General features: G+C 68.3%; 16 protein-coding genes. 15 read left to right on the top strand and 1 reads right to left on the bottom strand.

Annotation, left to right across the window (positions count from 1 at the left end):
* The first annotated feature begins 62 nt into the window (after positions 1–62).
* A complete protein-coding gene (locus tag OG568_RS22695; protein ID WP_329532891.1) occupies positions 63–1,358 on the top strand; it encodes a geranylgeranyl reductase family protein in 1,296 nt (431 codons plus the stop codon).
* A 127-nt stretch (positions 1,359–1,485) separates the two neighbouring features.
* Here the strand turns inward: OG568_RS22695 and OG568_RS22690 are convergent, their stop codons facing one another.
* Complete coding sequence (locus OG568_RS22690) at positions 1,486–2,325, bottom strand: C40 family peptidase (RefSeq protein ID WP_329532890.1); 840 nt, start codon at positions 2,323–2,325, stop codon at positions 1,486–1,488.
* A gap of 724 nt (positions 2,326–3,049) precedes the next feature.
* Between OG568_RS22690 and OG568_RS22685 the strand changes: the two genes are divergently transcribed.
* The 14 genes from OG568_RS22685 to nuoN are packed head-to-tail and all read left to right on the top strand — an operon-like array spanning position 3,050 to position 18,971.
* Positions 3,050–3,409 carry an NADH-quinone oxidoreductase subunit A gene (locus OG568_RS22685; protein ID WP_007383963.1) on the top strand — a complete coding sequence of 120 codons (360 nt, stop codon included), beginning with the start codon at positions 3,050–3,052 and terminating at the stop codon, positions 3,407–3,409.
* A 14-nt stretch (positions 3,410–3,423) separates the two neighbouring features.
* Positions 3,424–3,978, top strand: a complete 555-nt coding sequence (locus OG568_RS22680; protein ID WP_003998928.1) for a NuoB/complex I 20 kDa subunit family protein — start codon at positions 3,424–3,426, stop codon at positions 3,976–3,978.
* Complete coding sequence (locus OG568_RS22675; protein WP_329532889.1) at positions 3,975–4,715, top strand: NADH-quinone oxidoreductase subunit C; 741 nt, start codon at positions 3,975–3,977, stop codon at positions 4,713–4,715. Before OG568_RS22680 ends, OG568_RS22675 begins: the two co-directional genes overlap by 4 nt.
* Positions 4,712–6,055 (top strand): NADH-quinone oxidoreductase subunit D, encoded by a 1,344-nt coding sequence (locus tag OG568_RS22670; protein WP_329532888.1) that lies wholly within the window; start codon positions 4,712–4,714, stop codon positions 6,053–6,055. The genes OG568_RS22675 and OG568_RS22670 overlap by 4 nt, the downstream gene beginning before the upstream one ends.
* 29 nt (positions 6,056–6,084) lie before the next feature.
* A complete protein-coding gene (nuoE, locus tag OG568_RS22665; protein WP_266591347.1) occupies positions 6,085–6,894 on the top strand; it encodes an NADH-quinone oxidoreductase subunit NuoE in 810 nt (269 codons plus the stop codon).
* A complete protein-coding gene (gene nuoF, locus OG568_RS22660) occupies positions 6,891–8,240 on the top strand; it encodes an NADH-quinone oxidoreductase subunit NuoF (protein ID WP_266584731.1) in 1,350 nt (449 codons plus the stop codon). The genes nuoE and nuoF overlap by 4 nt, the downstream gene beginning before the upstream one ends.
* Positions 8,237–10,741, top strand: a complete 2,505-nt coding sequence (locus tag OG568_RS22655) for an NADH-quinone oxidoreductase subunit G (RefSeq protein ID WP_329532887.1) — start codon at positions 8,237–8,239, stop codon at positions 10,739–10,741. The genes nuoF and OG568_RS22655 overlap by 4 nt, the downstream gene beginning before the upstream one ends.
* Complete coding sequence (gene nuoH / locus OG568_RS22650) at positions 10,738–12,114, top strand: NADH-quinone oxidoreductase subunit NuoH (RefSeq protein ID WP_329532886.1); 1,377 nt, start codon at positions 10,738–10,740, stop codon at positions 12,112–12,114. Before OG568_RS22655 ends, nuoH begins: the two co-directional genes overlap by 4 nt.
* A complete protein-coding gene (gene nuoI, locus OG568_RS22645; RefSeq protein WP_099942806.1) occupies positions 12,107–12,709 on the top strand; it encodes an NADH-quinone oxidoreductase subunit NuoI in 603 nt (200 codons plus the stop codon). Before nuoH ends, nuoI begins: the two co-directional genes overlap by 8 nt.
* Positions 12,706–13,524 carry an NADH-quinone oxidoreductase subunit J gene (locus tag OG568_RS22640; protein ID WP_329532885.1) on the top strand — a complete coding sequence of 273 codons (819 nt, stop codon included), beginning with the start codon at positions 12,706–12,708 and terminating at the stop codon, positions 13,522–13,524. Before nuoI ends, OG568_RS22640 begins: the two co-directional genes overlap by 4 nt.
* Positions 13,521–13,820, top strand: coding sequence for an NADH-quinone oxidoreductase subunit NuoK (gene nuoK / locus OG568_RS22635; protein WP_018568277.1), 300 nt, complete (start codon positions 13,521–13,523; stop codon positions 13,818–13,820). Before OG568_RS22640 ends, nuoK begins: the two co-directional genes overlap by 4 nt.
* A gap of 14 nt (positions 13,821–13,834) precedes the next feature.
* Entirely contained in the window at positions 13,835–15,748 is a 1,914-nt protein-coding gene (gene nuoL, locus OG568_RS22630; RefSeq protein ID WP_329532884.1) for an NADH-quinone oxidoreductase subunit L, read from the top strand.
* A 5-nt stretch (positions 15,749–15,753) separates the two neighbouring features.
* Complete coding sequence (locus OG568_RS22625; protein WP_266584740.1) at positions 15,754–17,325, top strand: NADH-quinone oxidoreductase subunit M; 1,572 nt, start codon at positions 15,754–15,756, stop codon at positions 17,323–17,325.
* A complete protein-coding gene (gene nuoN, locus OG568_RS22620; protein ID WP_266437453.1) occupies positions 17,322–18,971 on the top strand; it encodes an NADH-quinone oxidoreductase subunit NuoN in 1,650 nt (549 codons plus the stop codon). The genes OG568_RS22625 and nuoN overlap by 4 nt, the downstream gene beginning before the upstream one ends.
* Positions 18,972–18,995: the final 24 nt, after the last annotated feature.

The following is an 18,995-nucleotide window of genomic DNA, read 5'->3' as shown; positions in this document are numbered from 1 at the left end:
ATAGACTGCCCATGTCCAGTGCCCGTCAGCACGCAGATTTCGAGTCTTGGGGAGACCCCGCCGTGACCGAGCCCCAACCCCTCTCCGAAAACACCGCAGATGTGATCGTCGTCGGGGCTGGACCAGCCGGTTCCACGACCGCGTACTACCTGGCGAAGGCCGGACTCGACGTCCTGCTCCTGGAGAAGACCGCGTTCCCGAGGGAGAAGGTCTGCGGTGACGGCCTGACCCCGCGCGCCACCAAGCAGCTCGTCTCCATGGGGATCGACATCTCCGAAGAGGCCGGCTGGCTGCGCAACAAGGGCCTGCGCATCATCGGCGGCGGCGTCCGCCTCCAGCTGGACTGGCCGGATCTCGCCTCCTACCCGGACTACGGACTCGTCCGCAAGCGCGACGACTTCGACGAGCAGCTGGCCCGGCAGGCGCAGAAGGCGGGCGCGCGGCTGTACGAGCGCTGCAACGTCGGCGCCCCGATCATCGACGACCGCACCGGCCGCATCACGGGCGTGCACGCGAAGCTGGGCGACGCGGGGGAGAAGCGCGGGGTCACCTTCCACGCGCCGCTGGTCGTCGCCGCCGACGGCAACTCGACCCGTCTGTCCCTGGCGATGGGCCTGCACCGCCGCGAGGACCGCCCGATGGGCGTCGCGGTCCGTACGTACTTCACGTCCCCGCGCCACGAGGACGACTACCTGGAGTCCTGGCTGGAGCTGTGGGACCGCCGGGGCGCCGAGGACCGTCTGCTGCCCGGCTACGGCTGGATCTTCGGCATGGGCGACGGCACGTCGAACGTCGGCCTCGGTGTGCTCAACACCTCCGACTCCTTCAAGGAGCTGGACTGGCGCGAGGTCCTGAAGGCCTGGTGCGCGTCGATGCCGGAGGACTGGGGCTACACCCCGGAGAACATGACCGGCCCGATCCGCGGCGCCGCCCTCCCCATGGCCTTCAACCGCCAGCCGCACTACACCAAGGGCCTGCTGCTGGTCGGCGACGCCGGCGGCCTGGTCAACCCGTTCAACGGCGAGGGCATCGCCTACGCCATGGAGTCCGGCCAGATCGCCGCGGACGTCATCGTCCAGGCTCACGCCCGTTCGACGCCCACCCAGCGCGAACTGGCCCTCCAGCGCTACCCCCGCGTCCTCAAGGACACCTACGGCGGTTACTACACGCTCGGCCGTGCCTTCGTGAAGCTCATCGGCAACCCGAAGGTCATGAAGATCGCGACCCAGCGCGGCCTGACCCACCCGCTCCTGATGAAGTTCACCCTCAAGATGCTCGCGAACCTCACGGACCCGACCGGCGGCGACGCGATGGACCGCATCATCAACGGCCTGTCGAAGGTGGCACCGAAGGCCTGACGCCGACACGGGGTCCCCGGGGGAGGGTCCCGCCCCCGGGGCAGCACGACGAGGCCGCCACGCACTCGGGTGGCGGCCTTCATGCCGTATGACTCATACGGTCCCGCGACTCACACGGTCCCGTGGCTCAGAGAACGCGCACCGCGCCCGTGGCCGGATAGCCCGAAAGGTCCTGAATCACCACACCCTTGGAGGGGTTGGCCGCGTCCAGGTACTGGCCGTTACCGATGTACACACCCACGTGGTACGCCGAACCGGCCGAACCCCAGTACAGGATGTCGCCGACCTGGACGTTGGACAGCGAGACCGGCGTGCCGGACGTCGACTGGTCCTGCGAGACGCGCGGCAGGTCGACACCGACCTGTCGGAACGCGGCCTGCACGAGGCCGGAGCAGTCCCACGCGTTGGGGCCCGTACCGCCCATCACGTACGCGTCGCCGACCTGAGCCTTGAGGAAGGCGATGACGGTGGCGACACTGCCGCTGGCCGGGGCGGAGACGGTGGAACTCCCGCCGGAGCCCGCGGAGGCGGACAGGACGCTCCGCGTGGAGGACCGAGAGACGGCCTCGGCGGCCGCGGCCTTGCGCGCGTCCTCGGCCTTCTTCTTGGCTTCGGCCTTCTTCTTGGCGTCCGCGAGGTCCGCCTTGGCCTGCTTCGCGGCCTTTGCGGCGGCCGCGTCGCGCTCGGCCTGCAGTTCGTAGTTCGCCGCCGCCTGCTGCGTGGCGTCTGCGGACTGTGCCAGCTGGGTGGCCAGGTCGGCCGTCAGGGTGGGCAGTTCGAGGGTCTGGGTCGCGGGCTCGGCTGCGCTGGCCGAACCAGCCGCACCGGCCACGGCCAAGGTGCTGAGAACGCCACCGGCAACTCCGGCGCGCATCGCGAGCGTCGTCGCGTTGCGGCGGGGCTTCCGGTGGTTGCGTATGTGAGCGGTGTGGGACATGAGTACAACCGGTATCAGGGACTCCCTCATACCTTCAAGAAACGTGTGGTGCGCCACAGTTGTTCAATCCGCCGCCGAATCCGGTTCGCGCCACTCCTTATTGACGCCGTAACGGGCATTCTGGACAGAGGTGATCAAGGCTTTGATCACGCCCTTTCCCCATTACGTCCGAATTGCCCTCCGCCTACCATCGGTTGCAGCCTGTGGCCAAGGCCCGTTTATCTGACTCATAGGCTGATGTGACGCAGGTCACGGAACGGTCGCCGGGTCGACGGCGTCTCGCGCGCACCTCTCGACCGTCCTCGCTCGTGAACGCGTGCACGCGCCGATGCCCGTCCACATTCGTCCACACCCCTCCCTCTGATGTGTGAACGGGCTCCACTATCAAGCCCCCGCGTCCAGCACCAATTTGCATGCATCGGAAGTCTCTTGATATTGAGACGCCGCCCCCGACCTGTGGTGACGAGCGGAAATGTCACATCTGGTGATCGCGCGGACGCTTCGCGTATGAAGATCACTGCTCATCCGACTTCATGATCCTTCGTCAGGTGGTGGAGATCACAAAGCTTGTGCAATACCCCGTGTCGCAGATCACAGACCGGCGGGCATAAGATGCGAGGCAGTTGGGCTTGTGACCTGCTTCACATGTCCGCGATCTTCGTCGGGACGCACGGGGTTCGTGGGACGGGTGGGGCGGAAGTGCATGCCCGACGCAACCGCCAGCAGTCAGTGCCGACTGAGAGGAGCGAGGAGCGTGAACGCGTATGCGCCGATCCTCGTACTGGGAGCCCTCGGGGCAGGCTTTGCGATCTTCTCCGTGGTCATGGCCACGCTTATCGGTCCAAAGCGATACAACCGGGCCAAGCTCGAGGCCTACGAGTGCGGTATCGAGCCGACCCCCACGCCGGCCGGCGGCGGGCGCTTCCCCATCAAGTACTACCTGACGGCGATGCTCTTCATCGTCTTCGACATCGAGATCGTCTTCCTCTACCCCTGGGCCGTCACCTTCGACGCCCTGGGTGTTTTCGGGCTCGTGGAGATGCTGCTCTTCGTGCTCACCGTCTTCGTCGCGTACGCGTACGTATGGCGGCGCGGCGGCCTGGAATGGGACTGAGGGGCCTTTAAGACATGGGACTCGAAGAAAAGCTGCCGAGCGGATTCCTGCTGACCACCGTCGAGCAGGCCGCGGGCTGGGTGCGTAAGGCGTCCGTCTTCCCCGCCACGTTCGGACTCGCCTGCTGCGCCATCGAGATGATGACGACCGGCGCGGGCCGCTACGACCTCGCGCGCTTCGGCATGGAGGTCTTCCGCGGCTCGCCGCGCCAGGCCGACCTCATGATCGTCGCCGGTCGCGTCAGTCAGAAGATGGCGCCGGTGCTGCGACAGGTCTATGACCAGATGCCCAACCCGAAGTGGGTGATCTCCATGGGGGTATGTGCGTCATCGGGCGGAATGTTCAACAACTACGCCATTGTGCAGGGCGTCGACCACATCGTCCCGGTAGACATCTATTTGCCGGGCTGTCCGCCGCGGCCCGAGATGCTGATGGACGCGATCCTCAAGCTCCACCAGAAGATCCAGACCTCGAAGCTCGGCGTGAACGCCGAGGAGGCGGCCCGCGAGGCGGAGGAAGCGGCGCTCAAGGCTCTCCCCACCATCGAGATGAAGGGCCTGCTGCGGTGAGCGACGTGAACGGCAACGGGGTGAACCCCGAGAAGGACCTCGGCGCCTCGAACCTCCCCGGCCAGCGCGGCGAGGGCGGCGAGGAGATCCGCGTCCAGCGCGGCATGTTCGGCGCCAACAACGGCGGCGACACCACCGGCTACGGAGGCCTGGTCCGCTCCGTCCGGCTCCCCGGCCCGGCCGCCCGCCCCTACGGCGGCTGGTTCGACGAGGTCGCCGACGAGCTGGAAGGCGCCCTGGAGGAACAGGGACTCGTCCCCGACAACGCCATCGAGAAGACGATCGTCGACCGCGACGAGCTCACCTTCCACATCGAACGCGAGTACCTGGTCCGGGTCGCCCAGACCCTGCGCGACGACCCGGCCCTCCGCTTCGAACTGTGCACGGGCGTCAGCGGAGTGCACTACCTCAGCGACAAGGGCCGCGAGCTGCACGCCGTCTACCACCTGCGCTCGATCACCCACAACCGGCTGATCCGCCTCGAAGTCAGCGCACCCGACGCCGACCCGCACGTCCCGTCGCTCGTCTCCGTCTACCCGACGAACGACTGGCACGAGCGCGAGACGTACGACTTCTTCGGCCTGATCTTCGACGGCCACCCGGCGCTGACGCGGATCATGATGCCGGACGACTGGCAGGGCCACCCGCAGCGCAAGGACTACCCCCTCGGTGGCATCCCCATCGAGTACAAGGGCGCCCAGATCCCGGCTCCGGACCAGCGGAGGTCGTACTCATGAGCACGCAGACCCCTTCTTCCGGCGCGTCCGCCGCGGCGGCGCGGGAGACGACCGAGGGGACCGTATATACGGTCACCGGTGGCGACTGGGACGAGATCGCCCAGTCCGCGGCGAAGTCCGACGACGAGCGCATCATCGTCAACATGGGCCCGCAGCATCCGTCCACCCACGGCGTGCTCCGGCTCATCCTGGAGATCGACGGCGAGACGGTCACCGAGGCCCGCTGCGGCATCGGCTACCTTCACACCGGCATCGAGAAGAACCTCGAGTTCCGCACGTGGACGCAGGGCACCACGTTCGTGACGCGCATGGACTATCTGACGCCGTTCTTCAACGAGACGGCCTACTGTCTCGCCGTCGAGAAGCTCCTCGGCATCGAGGACCAGATCCCCGACCGCGCCTCGGTCATCCGTGTCCTCCTGATGGAGCTGAACCGACTCTCCTCCCACCTGGTGTGCATCGCCACCGGAGGCATGGAACTCGGCGCCACCACGATCATGATCTACGGCTTCCGTGATCGTGAACTCATTCTCGACATCTACGAGCTGATCACCGGCCTGCGGATGAACCACGCGTACATCCGCCCCGGCGGACTCGCCCAGGACCTGCCGCCCGGCGCGGTGGACCAGATCCGCGAGTTCGTGAAGAAGATGCAGAAGAACCTTCCCGAGTACGACAAGCTCGCCACCGGGAACCCCATCTTCAAGGCCCGCATGCAGGACGTCGGCTACCTCGACCTCGCCGGCTGCATGGCCCTCGGCGCCACCGGCCCGATCCTGCGCTCGGCGGGCCTGCCGCACGACCTGCGCAAGGCCCAGCCGTACTGCGGCTACGAGACGTACGACTTCGAGATCCCGACCGCCGACACCTGCGACTCCTACGGGCGCTTCCTGATCCGCCTGGAAGAGATGCGCCAGTCGCTGCACATCGTCGAGCAGTGCCTGGACCGGCTGCAGCCCGGCCCGGTCATGGTCGCCGACAAGAAGATCGCCTGGCCCGCCCAGCTCGCGCTCGGCCCCGACGGTCTCGGCAACTCCCTCGACCACATCAAGAAGATCATGGGCACCTCCATGGAGGCCCTGATCCACCACTTCAAGCTGGTGACCGAGGGCTTCCGCGTCCCGCCGGGCCAGACGTACGCGGCGGTCGAGTCGCCCAAGGGCGAGCTCGGGGTGCACGCCGTGTCCGACGGAGGCACCCGCCCCTACCGGGTCCACTTCCGGGACCCGTCCTTCACCAACCTTCAGGCCATGGCGGCGATGTGCGAGGGCGGCCAGGTGGCCGACGTCATCGTCGCCGTCGCGTCCATCGACCCCGTGATGGGAGGCGTCGACCGGTGACCACCACCCCCGAGGGCGTCAGCCTGGGCATGCCCCAACTGCCCGCGCCCGACTATCCGGACGACGTTCGAGCCCGGCTCGAAGCGGACGCGCGCGAGATCGTCGCCCGCTACCCGGACTCCCGTTCGGCGCTCCTTCCGTTGCTGCATCTCGTGCAGTCGCAGGAGGGCCACGTCACGCGCACGGGCATGCGGTTCTGCGCGGACGTACTGAACCTGACCACGGCCGAGGTCACCGCCGTCGCGACCTTCTACTCGATGTACCGGCGCAAGCCGAGCGGTGACTACCAGGTGGGTGTCTGCACCAACACCCTGTGCGCGGTCATGGGCGGCGACGCGATCTTCGAGGCCCTGCAGGACCACCTGGGCGTCGGCAACGGCGAGACCACCGACGACGGCAAGGTCACGCTGGAGCACATCGAGTGCAACGCGGCCTGCGACTTCGCACCGGTCGTGATGGTCAACTGGGAGTTCTTCGACAACCAGACCGTGGCCTCCGCGAAGCGCCTCGTCGACGACCTGCGTGCGGGAGCACAGGTCGCACCCACCCGCGGCGCCCCCCTGTGCACCTTCAAGGACACCGCGCGGATCCTGGCGGGCTTCCCCGACGAGCGCGAGGGAGCCGTGGAGGCGGGCGGCAGCGCGGGCCCCGCCTCACTGATCGGTCTCCGCCTGGCCAAGGGGGAGAACGTCCCCGCGCGCGTGGTCCACCCACGTGGTGGTGGGGCACCGCAGGACCAGCCGTCGGCCGAGCACCTGAGCTCGCACGACGCGCCGCAGGACACATCGGCCTCCGATCCGTCGCACCCGGCGGGTCCCGCAGCCGAGGAGGGGGAGTGATGACGTTGGCACCCGAGATCGACGAGACCAGCCCCGAGAAGCTGCTCGCGCCCGTGCTGTCGGCCTTCTGGGACGAGGAGAAGTCCTGGACGCTGGACGTCTACCGGAGGCACGAGGGGTACGAGGGGCTGCGCAAGGCGCTGGCCATGTCACCGGACGACCTGATCGCCTACGTCAAGGACTCCGGTCTGCGCGGACGGGGCGGCGCGGGATTCCCCACCGGAATGAAGTGGCAGTTCATTCCTCAGGGCGATGGCAAACCTCACTATCTAGTTGTCAACGCCGACGAGTCGGAGCCGGGAACCTGCAAGGACATCCCGCTCCTCTTCGCGAACCCGCATAGCCTCATCGAGGGCATTGTGATCGCGTGTTATGCCATCCGGTCTTCGCATGCGTTCATCTATCTCCGCGGTGAAGTCGTCCCCGTATTGCGGCGGTTGCACGAGGCCGTTCGAGAGGCCTACGCGGCGGGCTACCTGGGCGAAAACATCCTGGGCAGCGGGCTCGACCTCAAGCTCACCGTGCACGCGGGCGCGGGCGCGTACATCTGCGGTGAGGAGACCGCACTGCTCGACTCGCTCGAAGGCCGCCGTGGTCAACCGCGGCTCCGTCCCCCCTTCCCAGCCGTCGCGGGCCTCTATGCGTGCCCGACTGTGGTGAATAACGTCGAGTCGATCGCGTCAGTTCCCGCAATTCTCCAAAAAGGCAAGGAATGGTTCAGGTCGATGGGCAGCGAGAAGTCCCCGGGCTTCACGCTCTACTCGCTCAGCGGCCATGTCGCCAGCCCCGGCCAGTACGAGGCACCGCTCGGCATCACCCTCCGTCAACTCCTCGAGATGAGCGGCGGGATGCGCCCCGGCCACCGGCTGAAGTTCTGGACGCCGGGCGGCTCCTCGACCCCGATGTTCACCGACGAGCACCTCGACGTCCCTCTTGATTACGAAGGAGTGGGTGCCGCGGGTTCCATGCTCGGCACCAAAGCACTCCAGTGCTTCGACGAGACGACCTGCGTGGTGCGGGCGGTCACCCGGTGGACCGAGTTCTACGCCCACGAGTCCTGCGGCAAGTGCACGCCCTGCCGCGAAGGGACGTACTGGCTCGTGCAGTTGCTGCGCGACATCGAGGCCGGCAAGGGCGTCATGTCGGACCTCGACAAGCTGAACGACATCGCCGACAACATCAACGGCAAGTCGTTCTGCGCCCTCGGTGACGGCGCGGCCTCGCCGATCTTCTCCTCGCTCAAGTACTTCCGCGAGGAGTACGAGAAGCACATCACGGGCCGCGGCTGCCCCTTTGACCCGGCCAAGTCCACGGCTTGGGCCGACCGCACGGAGGTGAACGCATGACGGTGACCACCAGCGCTCCCTCGGGAGGGGGAGAAGCGGCGGTTCCGCCGGAGGATCTCGTCTCGCTGACGATCGACGGAGCCGAGATCAGCGTGCCCAAGGGCACCCTGGTCATCCGGGCCGCCGAACAGCTCGGCATCGAGATCCCCCGCTTCTGTGACCATCCGCTGCTCGACCCGGCCGGCGCCTGCCGCCAGTGCATCGTCGAGGTAGAGGGCCAGCGCAAGCCCATGGCGTCCTGCACGATCACGTGTACGGACGGAATGGTGGTGAAGACTCACCTCACCTCGCCCGTCGCCGAAAAGGCCCAGCACGGTGTGATGGAGCTGCTGCTCATCAACCACCCGCTGGACTGCCCGGTCTGCGACAAGGGCGGCGAGTGCCCGCTGCAGAACCAGGCGATGTCGCACGGCAACGCCGAATCCCGCTTCGAGGGCAAGAAGCGGACCTACGAGAAGCCGGTCCCGATCTCCACGCAGGTGCTGCTCGACCGGGAGCGGTGCGTGCTGTGCGCCCGCTGCACCCGCTTCTCCAACCAGATCGCGGGCGACCCGATGATCGAGCTGATCGAGCGGGGCGCGCTCCAGCAGGTCGGCACCGGCGAGGGCGACCCGTTCGAGTCGTACTTCTCCGGGAACACCATCCAGATCTGCCCGGTCGGCGCGCTGACCTCGGCGGCGTATCGCTTCCGCTCGCGTCCCTTCGACCTCGTCTCCTCGCACTCGGTGTGCGAGCACTGCGCGGGGGGCTGCGCGACCCGCACCGACCACCGGCGCGGCAAGGTGATGCGGCGGATGGCTTCCCCCGACCCCGAGGTCAACGAGGAGTGGCTCTGCGACAAGGGGCGGTTCGGGTTTCGGTACGCGCAGCAGCGGGACCGGCTCGACACGCCCCTCGTACGGGGTGAGTCGGGTGAACTGGAGCCGGCTTCCTGGCCCGAGGCCCTGGAGGCGGCGGCCCGGGGCCTTTCGGTGGCGCGCGGCCGGACCGGTGTTTTGACCGGTGGCCGCCTCACCGTCGAGGACGCCTACGCCTACAGCAAGTTCGCGCGCGTGGCTCTCGACACGAACGACATCGACTTCCGCGCGCGCGTGCACAGCGCCGAGGAGGCCGACTTCCTGGCGTCCCGGGTCGCCGGTCGCGGACGGGACCTCGACGGTACGGGCGTCACGTACACCTCTTTGGAGAAGGCGCCCGCCGTCCTCCTCGTCGGCTTCGAGTCCGAGGAGGAGGCGCCCGGCGTCTTCCTGCGGCTGCGCAAGGCGTGGCGCGGGCACGGGCAGAAGACCTTCTCGCTCGCCACGTACGCGACACGCGGCCTGGAGAAGGCGGGCGGCACGCTGCTGCCCGCCGCGCCCGGTACCGAGACCGAGTGGCTGGACGCCCTCGCGAGCGGCGTCGGTGTGGAGGGCGACGGTGCCAAGGCCGCCGAGGCGCTGCGCACCGAGGGCGCGGTGATCGTCGTCGGCGAGCGGCTCGCGGGCGTGGCGGGCGGGCTCACCGCCGCCGTACGGGCCGCGGCCGCGACGGGCGCCACGCTGGTGTGGATCCCGCGCCGGGCCGGGGAGCGCGGCGCGATCGAGGCGGGCGCGCTGCCGTCGCTGCTGCCGGGCGGGCGTCCGGCCACCGACCCGCGCGCGCGGGAGGAGGTCGCGGCCGCCTGGGGCGTCTCCCAGCTCCCGCACCGCTACGGGCGCGACACCGGCCAGATCGTCGAGGCCGCCGTAGGTGGGGAGTTGCTGGCCCTGGTGGTGGCGGGGGTGGAGGTCGCCGACCTTCCCGACCCGGCACGCGCGCGTGCGGCCCTTTCCGAGGTCGACTTCCTGGTGTCGCTCGAACAGCGGCCCGGTGAGGTCACCGAGTACGCGGATGTCGTCCTCCCGGTGGCCGCGGTCGCCGAGAAGGCGGGCACCTTCCTGAACTGGGAAGGCAGGGTCCGCTTCTTCGAGGCCGCGCTCAAGCCCGACCAGATGACTCGCCGCCTGGCACCCACCGACGCGCGCGTCCTGCAGATGCTGGCCGACGCCATGGACGTACACCTGGGTCTGCCGGATCTGCGCACCACGCGCGGGGAGCTGGACCGACTCGGGCCCTGGAGCGGCCTGCGGGCCACCGGACCCGTGGAGATCGCGGCATCGCTGCCGCGTCCCGCCGCGGGAGAGGCCGTGCTCGCGGGCCACCGGCTGCTGCTCGACCGGGGCCGCCTCCAGGAGGGTGACGACGCGCTCGCCGGGACCCGGCACGCGGCACGCGCGCGTGTGTCGGCGGCCACGGCCGCCGAGGCAGGCGTCAAGGAAGGTGACCTCCTCGCGGTCACCGGCAGCGCCGGAACCGTCGAACTCCCGCTGCAGATCACCGAGATGCCCGACCGCGTGGTCTGGCTCCCGCTGAACTCCGCCGGAGGCGGCGTCGCCTCCGACACGGGGGCGCTGCCCGGCGCACTCGTCCGCATCGGCCCGGCGACGCTCGTCGGCGAGGCCCCCAAGGAGGTGGAGGCATGAGCAGTCTGTACCTCGCCACTGAAGACCTCTCCATGTTCGGCCGCGACCCCTGGTGGCTGGTCGTCGTCAAGGCGGTCTTCTGCTTCGCCTTCCTGATGATCACCGTGCTGTTCTCGATCGTGTGGGAGCGCAAGGTCGTCGCCTGGATGCAGCTGCGCATCGGACCCAACCGGCACGGCCCCTGGGGCATGCTCCAGTCGCTCGCCGACGGCGTGAAGCTGATGCTCAAGGAAGACGTCATCGTCAAACGCGCGGACAGGGTGGTCTACGTCCTCGCGCCGATCGTCGCGGCCATCCCGGCCTTCATGGCGATCGCGGTGATCCCCTTCGGGCCCGCCGACAACGAGATCTCGATCTTCGGCCACCGCACTACGATGCAGCTCACGGACCTGCCGATCGCGATGCTCTACATCCTCGCGGTCGCCTCGGTGGGCATCTACGGGATCGTGCTCGCGGGCTGGAGTTCTGGATCCACCTACCCGCTGCTGGGCGGTCTGCGGTCCTGCGCGCAGATGATCTCGTACGAGATCGCCATGGGCGCCGCTTTCGCCTCGGTGTTCCTCTACTCCGGGTCGATGTCGACCTCGACGATCGTCGAGCAGCAGCACGACCGCTGGTACATCATCCTGCTGCCGGTCTCGTTCGTGATCTACATCATCACGATGGTCGGCGAGACCAACCGCGCCCCCTTCGACATGCCGGAGTCCGAGGGCGACCTCGTCGGCGGCTTCAACACCGAGTACTCGTCGATCAAGTTCGCGCTGTTCATGCTCGCCGAGTACGTGAACATGGTGACGGTCTCGGCCGTGTCGACCACGCTCTTCCTGGGCGGCTGGCGGGCCCCGTGGCCCATCAGCACCTTCTGGGAAGGTGCCAACCACGGCTGGTGGCCGATGCTCTGGTTCGTGGTGAAGGTGCAGCTGCTGCTGTTCTTCTTCATCTGGCTGCGCGGCACGCTCCCGCGCGTCCGCTACGACCAGCTGATGAAGCTCGGCTGGAAGGTCCTCATCCCGGTCTCCGTGGTCTGGCTGATGCTTGTCGCGACCGTACGGACCCTCAGGAACGAGAACTACGACTTCGCCGACATCGCCCTGTACGTCGGCGGCGGTGTCCTCGTCCTGCTGCTGCTCTCGTTCGCCGCGGACATCTTCCGTGACAAGCAGGGGGCCCAGGAAGGGCCCGCCGAGCCCGCCGCCTTCGACCCGATGGCCGGTGGATTCCCGGTGCCGCCGCTGCCGGGACAGGAGCTGCCACCCGTGCCGCGGCGCCGCCCGCGCCGCGAGCGCGAGTTGATTGTCAGTGGCGGGCCGGATACTGCGAGTGACGGATCGAATGGCGGATCTCGTGACGGAAAGGAGGGGTCCGATGGCTGAGGAGCCGAAGGAGACCAAGCCCGGTTTCCAGAACCCCGTCGCCGGCTTCGGCGTGACCTTCAAGGCCATGTTCAAGAAGCGCCTGACGGAGCAGTACCCGGAGCAGCAGAAGACCACCGCCCCGCGGTTCCACGGCCGGCACCAGCTCAACCGTCACCCGGACGGTCTGGAGAAGTGCATCGGCTGCGAGCTGTGTGCCTGGGCCTGCCCCGCGGACGCCATCTATGTGGAGGGTGCGGAAAACACCGACGAGGAGCGCTACTCGCCGGGCGAGCGGTACGGCCGCGTGTACCAGATCAACTACGCCCGCTGCATCCTGTGCGGCCTGTGCATCGAGGCGTGCCCCACCCGCGCGCTCACGATGACGAACGAGTTCGAGCTCGCCGACTCCAGCCGCGCCAACCTCATCTACACCAAGGAGCAGCTGCTCGCCGGGCTCGAGGAGGGCATGGTCGACACACCGCACTCGATCTTCCCCGGCACGGACGAGCAGGACTACTACCAGGGTCTGGTGACCGAGGCGGCGCCCGGCACCGAGCGCCAGGTCGCCGTCTCCAAGGGCGAGAAGCCCACGGAAGAGGGGGTGGGGGCATGAGCGCGCAGCTCGCCGCCTACTCCACCTCCACCGGAGAGGCCTTCCAGTTCTGGGTCCTCGGCACGGTCGCCGTGATCGGCGCCCTGTGCACCGTCTTCATGAAGAAGACCGTGCACAGCGCGCTCTGTCTCGCCGGGACCATGATCATCCTGGCGGTGTTCTACCTCGCCAACGGCGCCTACTTCCTGGGCGTCGTGCAGATCGTCGTCTACACCGGCGCGATCATGATGCTGTTCCTCTTCGTGGTCATGCTCGTCGGTGTCACCGCGGCGGACTCACTGAAGGAGACCATCAAGGGGCAGCGCTGGCTGGCCCTGCTGTGCGGACTCGGCTTCGGCGTCCTGCTGATGGCGGGCATCGGCAACGCGTCCCTGAAGGACTTCAACGGCCTGAGCAAGGCCAACGCCAACGGGAACGTGGAGGGCCTCGCCGCCCTCATCTTCACGAAGTACGTGTTCGCCTTCGAAATCACCGGTGCCCTGCTGATCACGGCCGCCGTCGGCGCCATGGTGCTCACGCACCGCGAGCGCACCGAGCGCGCCAAGACCCAGCGCGAGCTGTCCGAGCAGCGCGTACGGGAAGGCAAGCACGTACCGCCGCTGCCGGCCCCCGGTGTCTACGCCCGGCACAACGCGGTGGACATCGCGGGCCTCCTCCCGGACGGCACCCCGTCCGAGCTGACGGTCAGCAAGACGCTGCGGGACCGCGGCCAGATCCGTGACGTGTCCACCGAGGCGCTGAGCGATCTGAAGGCGCTGGAGCAGCGCGCCGAAGAACGCCTGGAGCGCACGAAGACGGAGGAGGCGTCCAAGTGAACCCGGTCAACTACCTCTATCTCGCCGCCCTGTTGTTCACGATCGGCGCCACCGGCGTGCTGATCAGGCGCAACGCGATCGTGGTGTTCATGTGCGTCGAGCTCATGCTCAACGCCTGCAACCTCGCGTTCGTCGTCTTCTCCCGCATGCACGGCAACCTCGACGGCCAGATCATCGCCTTCTTCACGATGGTCGTCGCCGCCGCGGAGGTCGTGGTCGGGCTCGCGATCATCGTGTCGCTCTTCCGTTCCCGCCACTCGGCCTCGGTCGACGACGCCAGCCTGATGAAGCTGTAAGGGGTCGCTGAATCGTGGAGAACCTGATTGCGCTGCTGGTAGCGGCGCCTCTGCTCGGAGCGGCCGTACTGCTGTGCGGCGGCCGGCGGCTCGATGCCGTCGGCCACTGGATCGGCACGGCGCTCGCGGCCACGTCCTTCGTGATCGGCGCGATCCTCTTCGCCGACATGCTGGGCAAGAGCGCGGACCACCGGGCCATGAGCCAGTACCTGTTCAGCTGGGTCCCCGTCGAGGGCTTCCAGGCGGACGTCTCCTTCCAGCTCGACCAGCTGTCGATGACGTTCGTCCTGCTGATCACCGGCGTCGGCTCGCTGATCCACCTGTACTCGATCGGGTACATGGAGCACGACGAGCGGCGCCGCCGCTTCTTCGGCTATCTGAACCTGTTCCTCGCGGCGATGCTGCTGCTCGTCCTCGCCGACAACTACCTGCTGCTGTACGTCGGCTGGGAGGGCGTCGGCCTCGCCTCGTACCTGCTGATCGGCTTCTGGCAGCACAAGCCCAGCGCCGCCACCGCCGCGAAGAAGGCCTTCCTGGTCAACCGCGTCGGCGACATGGGCCTGTCGATCGCCATCATGTTGATGTTCACCACCTTCGGGTCCTTCGCCTTCGGGCCGGTGCTCGGCACCGAGGGGCACCCGGGGCTCGTCGGCGGCGCGACCGAGGGCAAGCTCACCGCCGTCGCCCTGATGCTGCTGCTCGCCGCCTGCGGCAAGTCCGCCCAGGTGCCGCTGCAGTCCTGGCTCGGGGACGCGATGGAGGGCCCGACCCCGGTCTCGGCCCTCATCCACGCCGCGACCATGGTGACCGCGGGTGTCTACCTCATCGTCCGCTCCGCCGCGATCTTCAACGCCGCGCCCGACGCCCAGCTCGTCGTCACCGTGGTCGGTGCCGTCACGCTCCTGTTCGGTGCGATCGTCGGTTGCGCGAAGGACGACATCAAGAAGGCGCTCGCCGGATCGACGATGTCGCAGATCGGCTACATGGTGCTGGCCGCGGGCCTCGGCCCCATCGGCTACGTCTTCGCGATCATGCACCTGGTGACGCACGGCTTCTTCAAGGCCGGACTGTTCCTCGGCGCCGGCTCGGTCATGCACGGCATGAACGACGAGGTCGACATGCGCAAGTACGGCGGCCTCCGCACGTACATGCCGATCACCTTCGTCACCTTCGGCCTCGGCTACCTCGCCATCATCGGCTTCCCGGGCCTGTCCGGCTTCTTCTCCAAGGACAAGATCATCGAGGCGGCCTTCGCCAAGGGTGGCACCGAGGGCTGGATCCTCGGCGGTGCGGCCCTGCTGGGCGCGGCCATCACGGCGTACTACATGACCCGCGTGATGATCATGACCTTCTTCGGGGAGAAGCGCTGGCAGCCGGATGCCGAAGGCCATGAGCCGCACCCGCACGAGTCCCCGAGGTCCATGACGATCCCCATGATCGTGCTGGCCTTCGGATCGGTCTTCGCGGGCGGTTTCTTCAGCATCGGCGACCGCTTCCTCAACTGGCTGGAGCCGGTCACCGGGCACTCGGAGGGCAACTCGCCCGTCAGCGCCCTCACGGTCACGCTGGCCACCATGGTGCTGCTCGTCGTCGGCGCCGGCATCGCGTACGCCCAGTACGGGCGCAGCCCCGTCCCGGTCGTCGCCCCGCGCGGCTCCCTGCTGACCCGGGCCGCCCGGCGCGACCTGCTCCAGGACGACTTCAACCACGTCGTGCTGGTGCGCGGCGGGGAGCACCTCACCCGCTCCCTGGTGTACGTCGACCACACCCTGGTCGACGGGGTCGTCAACGGCACCGCGGCCTCCATGGGCGGCCTCTCCGGGCGCCTGCGCAAGCTGCAGAACGGCTATGCGCGCAGTTACGCGGTCTCGATGTTCGGCGGTGCGGCCATCCTCGTCGCCGCGACCCTGCTGATGAGGGCGGTCTGATACCGATGTCCTTTCCTCTGCTGACAGCGACGGCGGCGCTCCCGGCGGTCGGGGCGATCGCCACGGCCGCCGTGCCGGCCGCGCAACGCGTCGCCGCCAAGTGGCTGGCGCTGCTCGTCTCGCTCGCCACGCTGGTCCTGGCCGCGATCGTGCTCGTGCGGTTCGACCCCGGCGGCGACCGCTACCAGCTCACCGAATCCCACGCCTGGATCAAGGAGTTCGGGGTGCGGTACGAGCTGGGCGTGGACGGCATCGGGGTGGCGCTCGTCGCGCTGACCGCGCTGCTGATGCCGTTCGTGATCCTGGCGGGCTGGCACGACGCCGACCCGCACGAGACAGGAAGCAGGCGCTGGCGGCCGACTCAGGGCTTCTTCGGCCTGATCCTGGCCGTCGAGGCGATGGTGATCATCTCCTTCGAGGCCACCGACGTCTTCCTCTTCTACATCTTCTTCGAAGCCATGCTGATCCCGATGTACTTCCTCATCGGCGGCTTCGGGGACCGCGCCCACGAACACGGCGACAAGGCGGCGGCGACCCAACGCTCCTACGCCGCGGTGAAGTTCCTCCTCTACAACCTGGTCGGCGGCCTGATCATGCTGGCCGCCGTCATCGGTCTCTACGTAGTGGCCGGGAACTTCTCGCTCCAGGAGATTGTGCAGGCCCGCGCCAACGGCTCACTGCACATGGCGACCAACACGGAGCGGTGGCTGTTCCTCGGCTTCTTCTTCGCGTTCGCGGTGAAGGCGCCCCTGTGGCCGCTGCACACCTGGCTGCCCAACGCCATGGGCGAGGCCACAGCCCCGGTCGCGGTCCTGATCACGGCGGTCGTCGACAAGGTCGGCACCTTCGCGATGCTCCGCTTCTGCCTCCAGCTCTTCCCGGAGGCGAGCAAGTGGGCGACGCCGGTCATCCTCGTCCTCGCCCTCATCAGCATCATCTACGGGGCGCTGCTCGCGGTCGGCCAGCGGGACATCAAACGGCTGGTGGCGTACGCGTCGATCTCGCACTTCGGGTTCATCATCCTGGGCATCTTCGCGATGACCAGCCAGGGCCAGTCGGGCGCGACGCTCTACATGGTCAACCACGGGATCTCGACCGCCGCCCTGATGCTGGTGGCGGGCTTCCTGATCTCGCGGCGCGGCTCGCGTCTGATCGCCGACTACGGAGGGGTGCAGAAGGTCGCTCCGGTGCTCGCGGGCACCTTCCTGATCGGCGGCCTGGCGACCCTCTCGCTCCCCGGGCTCGCACCCTTCGTGAGTGAATTCCTGGTCCTGGTGGGCGCGTTCGAGCGCTACCCGGCCGTCGGCATCGTCGCCACCTTCGGCATCGTCCTCGCCGCGCTCTACACACTCGTCCTCTATCAGCGGACGATGACGGGCCCGGTGAAGGCGGAGGTCGCCGAGATGCCCGACCTCAGGGTGCGTGAGCTCCTGGTGGTCGCCCCGCTGATCGCCCTGCTGATCTTCCTGGGCGTCTATCCGAAGCCGGTCACCGACATCGTCAACCCGGCGGTCCAGCAGACCATGTCCGACGTCCATAAGACGGACCCCAAGCCCGAGGTGGAGGCGGCCAAGTGAGTACAGCAGCCGTCCACAGCCTGTGGACAACCGCGGCCGAACCGATCTCCAAGATCAACGCGCCGAAGATCGAATACGGGCAATTGTCGCCCACCCTGATCGTCATCGGGGCGGCGCTCGTAGGAGTGCTCGTCGAGGCCTTCGTGCCGCGCAGGTCCCGCTACTACACGCAGGTGTTCCTGTCCGTCGTCGCGCTCGCCGCCGCCTTCGCCGCGGTGGTCGCACTGGCGGCGGGCGGATACGGCACCACGAAGGCGCACATCGCGGCCATGGGCGCGATCGCCGTCGACGGACCGTCCCTGTTCCTGCAGGGCACGATCCTGCTGGCGGGCATCCTCGGCGTCTTCACCTTCGCCGAGCGGCGGCTCGACCCGGAGGCACACGGAAACCGCGTCGACTCGTTCGCCGCGCAGGCCGCCTCCGTGCCCGGCAGCGACAGCGAGAAGGCAGCGGTGAAGGCCGGGTTCACCACCACCGAGGTGTTCCCGCTGCTGCTCTTCGCGATCGGCGGCATGCTGGTCTTCCCTTCGGCCAACGACCTGCTGACCCTGTTCATCGCGCTGGAAGTCTTCTCGCTGCCCCTGTACCTGCTGTGCGCCGTGGCCCGCCGCAAGCGGCTCATGTCGCAGGAGGCCGCGGTCAAGTACTTCCTGCTCGGAGCCTTCGCCTCCGCGTTCACCCTCTTCGGCATCGCCCTGCTCTACGGCTACGCGGGCTCCGTGTCGTACGCGACGATCGCGCAGGTCGTGGACGGCACGATCCCGAACGTCGACCTGGCGCTCGCCGGCACCATGGGCAACGACGTGCTGCTGCTCATCGGCGCCGCGATGGTCGTCATGGGCCTGCTCTTCAAGGTCGGCGCGGTGCCGTTCCACATGTGGACCCCGGACGTCTACCAGGGCGCGCCGACACCGGTCACCGGCTTCATGGCCGCGGCGACGAAGGTGGCGGCCTTCGGAGCGCTGCTGCGGCTGCTGTACGTCGTCCTGCCGGGCCTGCGCTGGGACTGGCGGCCGGTCATGTGGGCCGTCGCGATCGTCACCATGCTGGGCGGTGCGATCGTCGCGATCACCCAGACCGACATCAAGCGGCTCCTGGCGTACTCGTCCATCGCGCACGCCGGATTCATCCTCGCGGGCGTCATCGCGACCTCGCCGGACGGCGTCTCGTCGGTCCTCTTCTACCTGGCCGCGTACTCGTTCGTGACGATCGGGGCCTTCGCGGTCGTGACCCTGGTCCGGGACGCGGGCGGCGAGGCGACGCACCTGTCCAAGTGGGCGGGCCTCGGACGTCGCTCACCGCTGGTGGCGGCCGTCTTCGCGGTTTTCCTGCTGGCCTTCGCGGGCATCCCGCTGACCTCCGGCTTCGCCGGGAAGTTCGCCGTCTTCAAGGCGGCGGCGGAGGGCGGCGCGGGCCCGCTGGTCGTGGTCGGTGTGATCTCGTCGGCGATCGCGGCGTTCTTCTACATCCGCGTGATCGTGCTCATGTTCTTCAGTGAGCCGAGGCCGGAGGGACCGACGGTCGCCGTGCCCTCGCCGCTGACCATGACGGCGATCGGGTTCGGTGTGGCGGTCACGCTGGTGCTGGGCGTGGCGCCGCAGTACTTCCTGGACCTGGCGAGCCAGGCGGGAGTCTTCGTCCGCTGAACCACGCATGGGCCGGGCCCCGCT

This window comes from Streptomyces sp. NBC_01450 (assembly GCF_036227505.1).
GTDB lineage: Bacteria > Actinomycetota > Actinomycetes > Streptomycetales > Streptomycetaceae > Streptomyces.
Note: the sequence above shows the minus strand (reverse complement) of the source record. Positions and strands in the feature narration are given on the sequence as shown.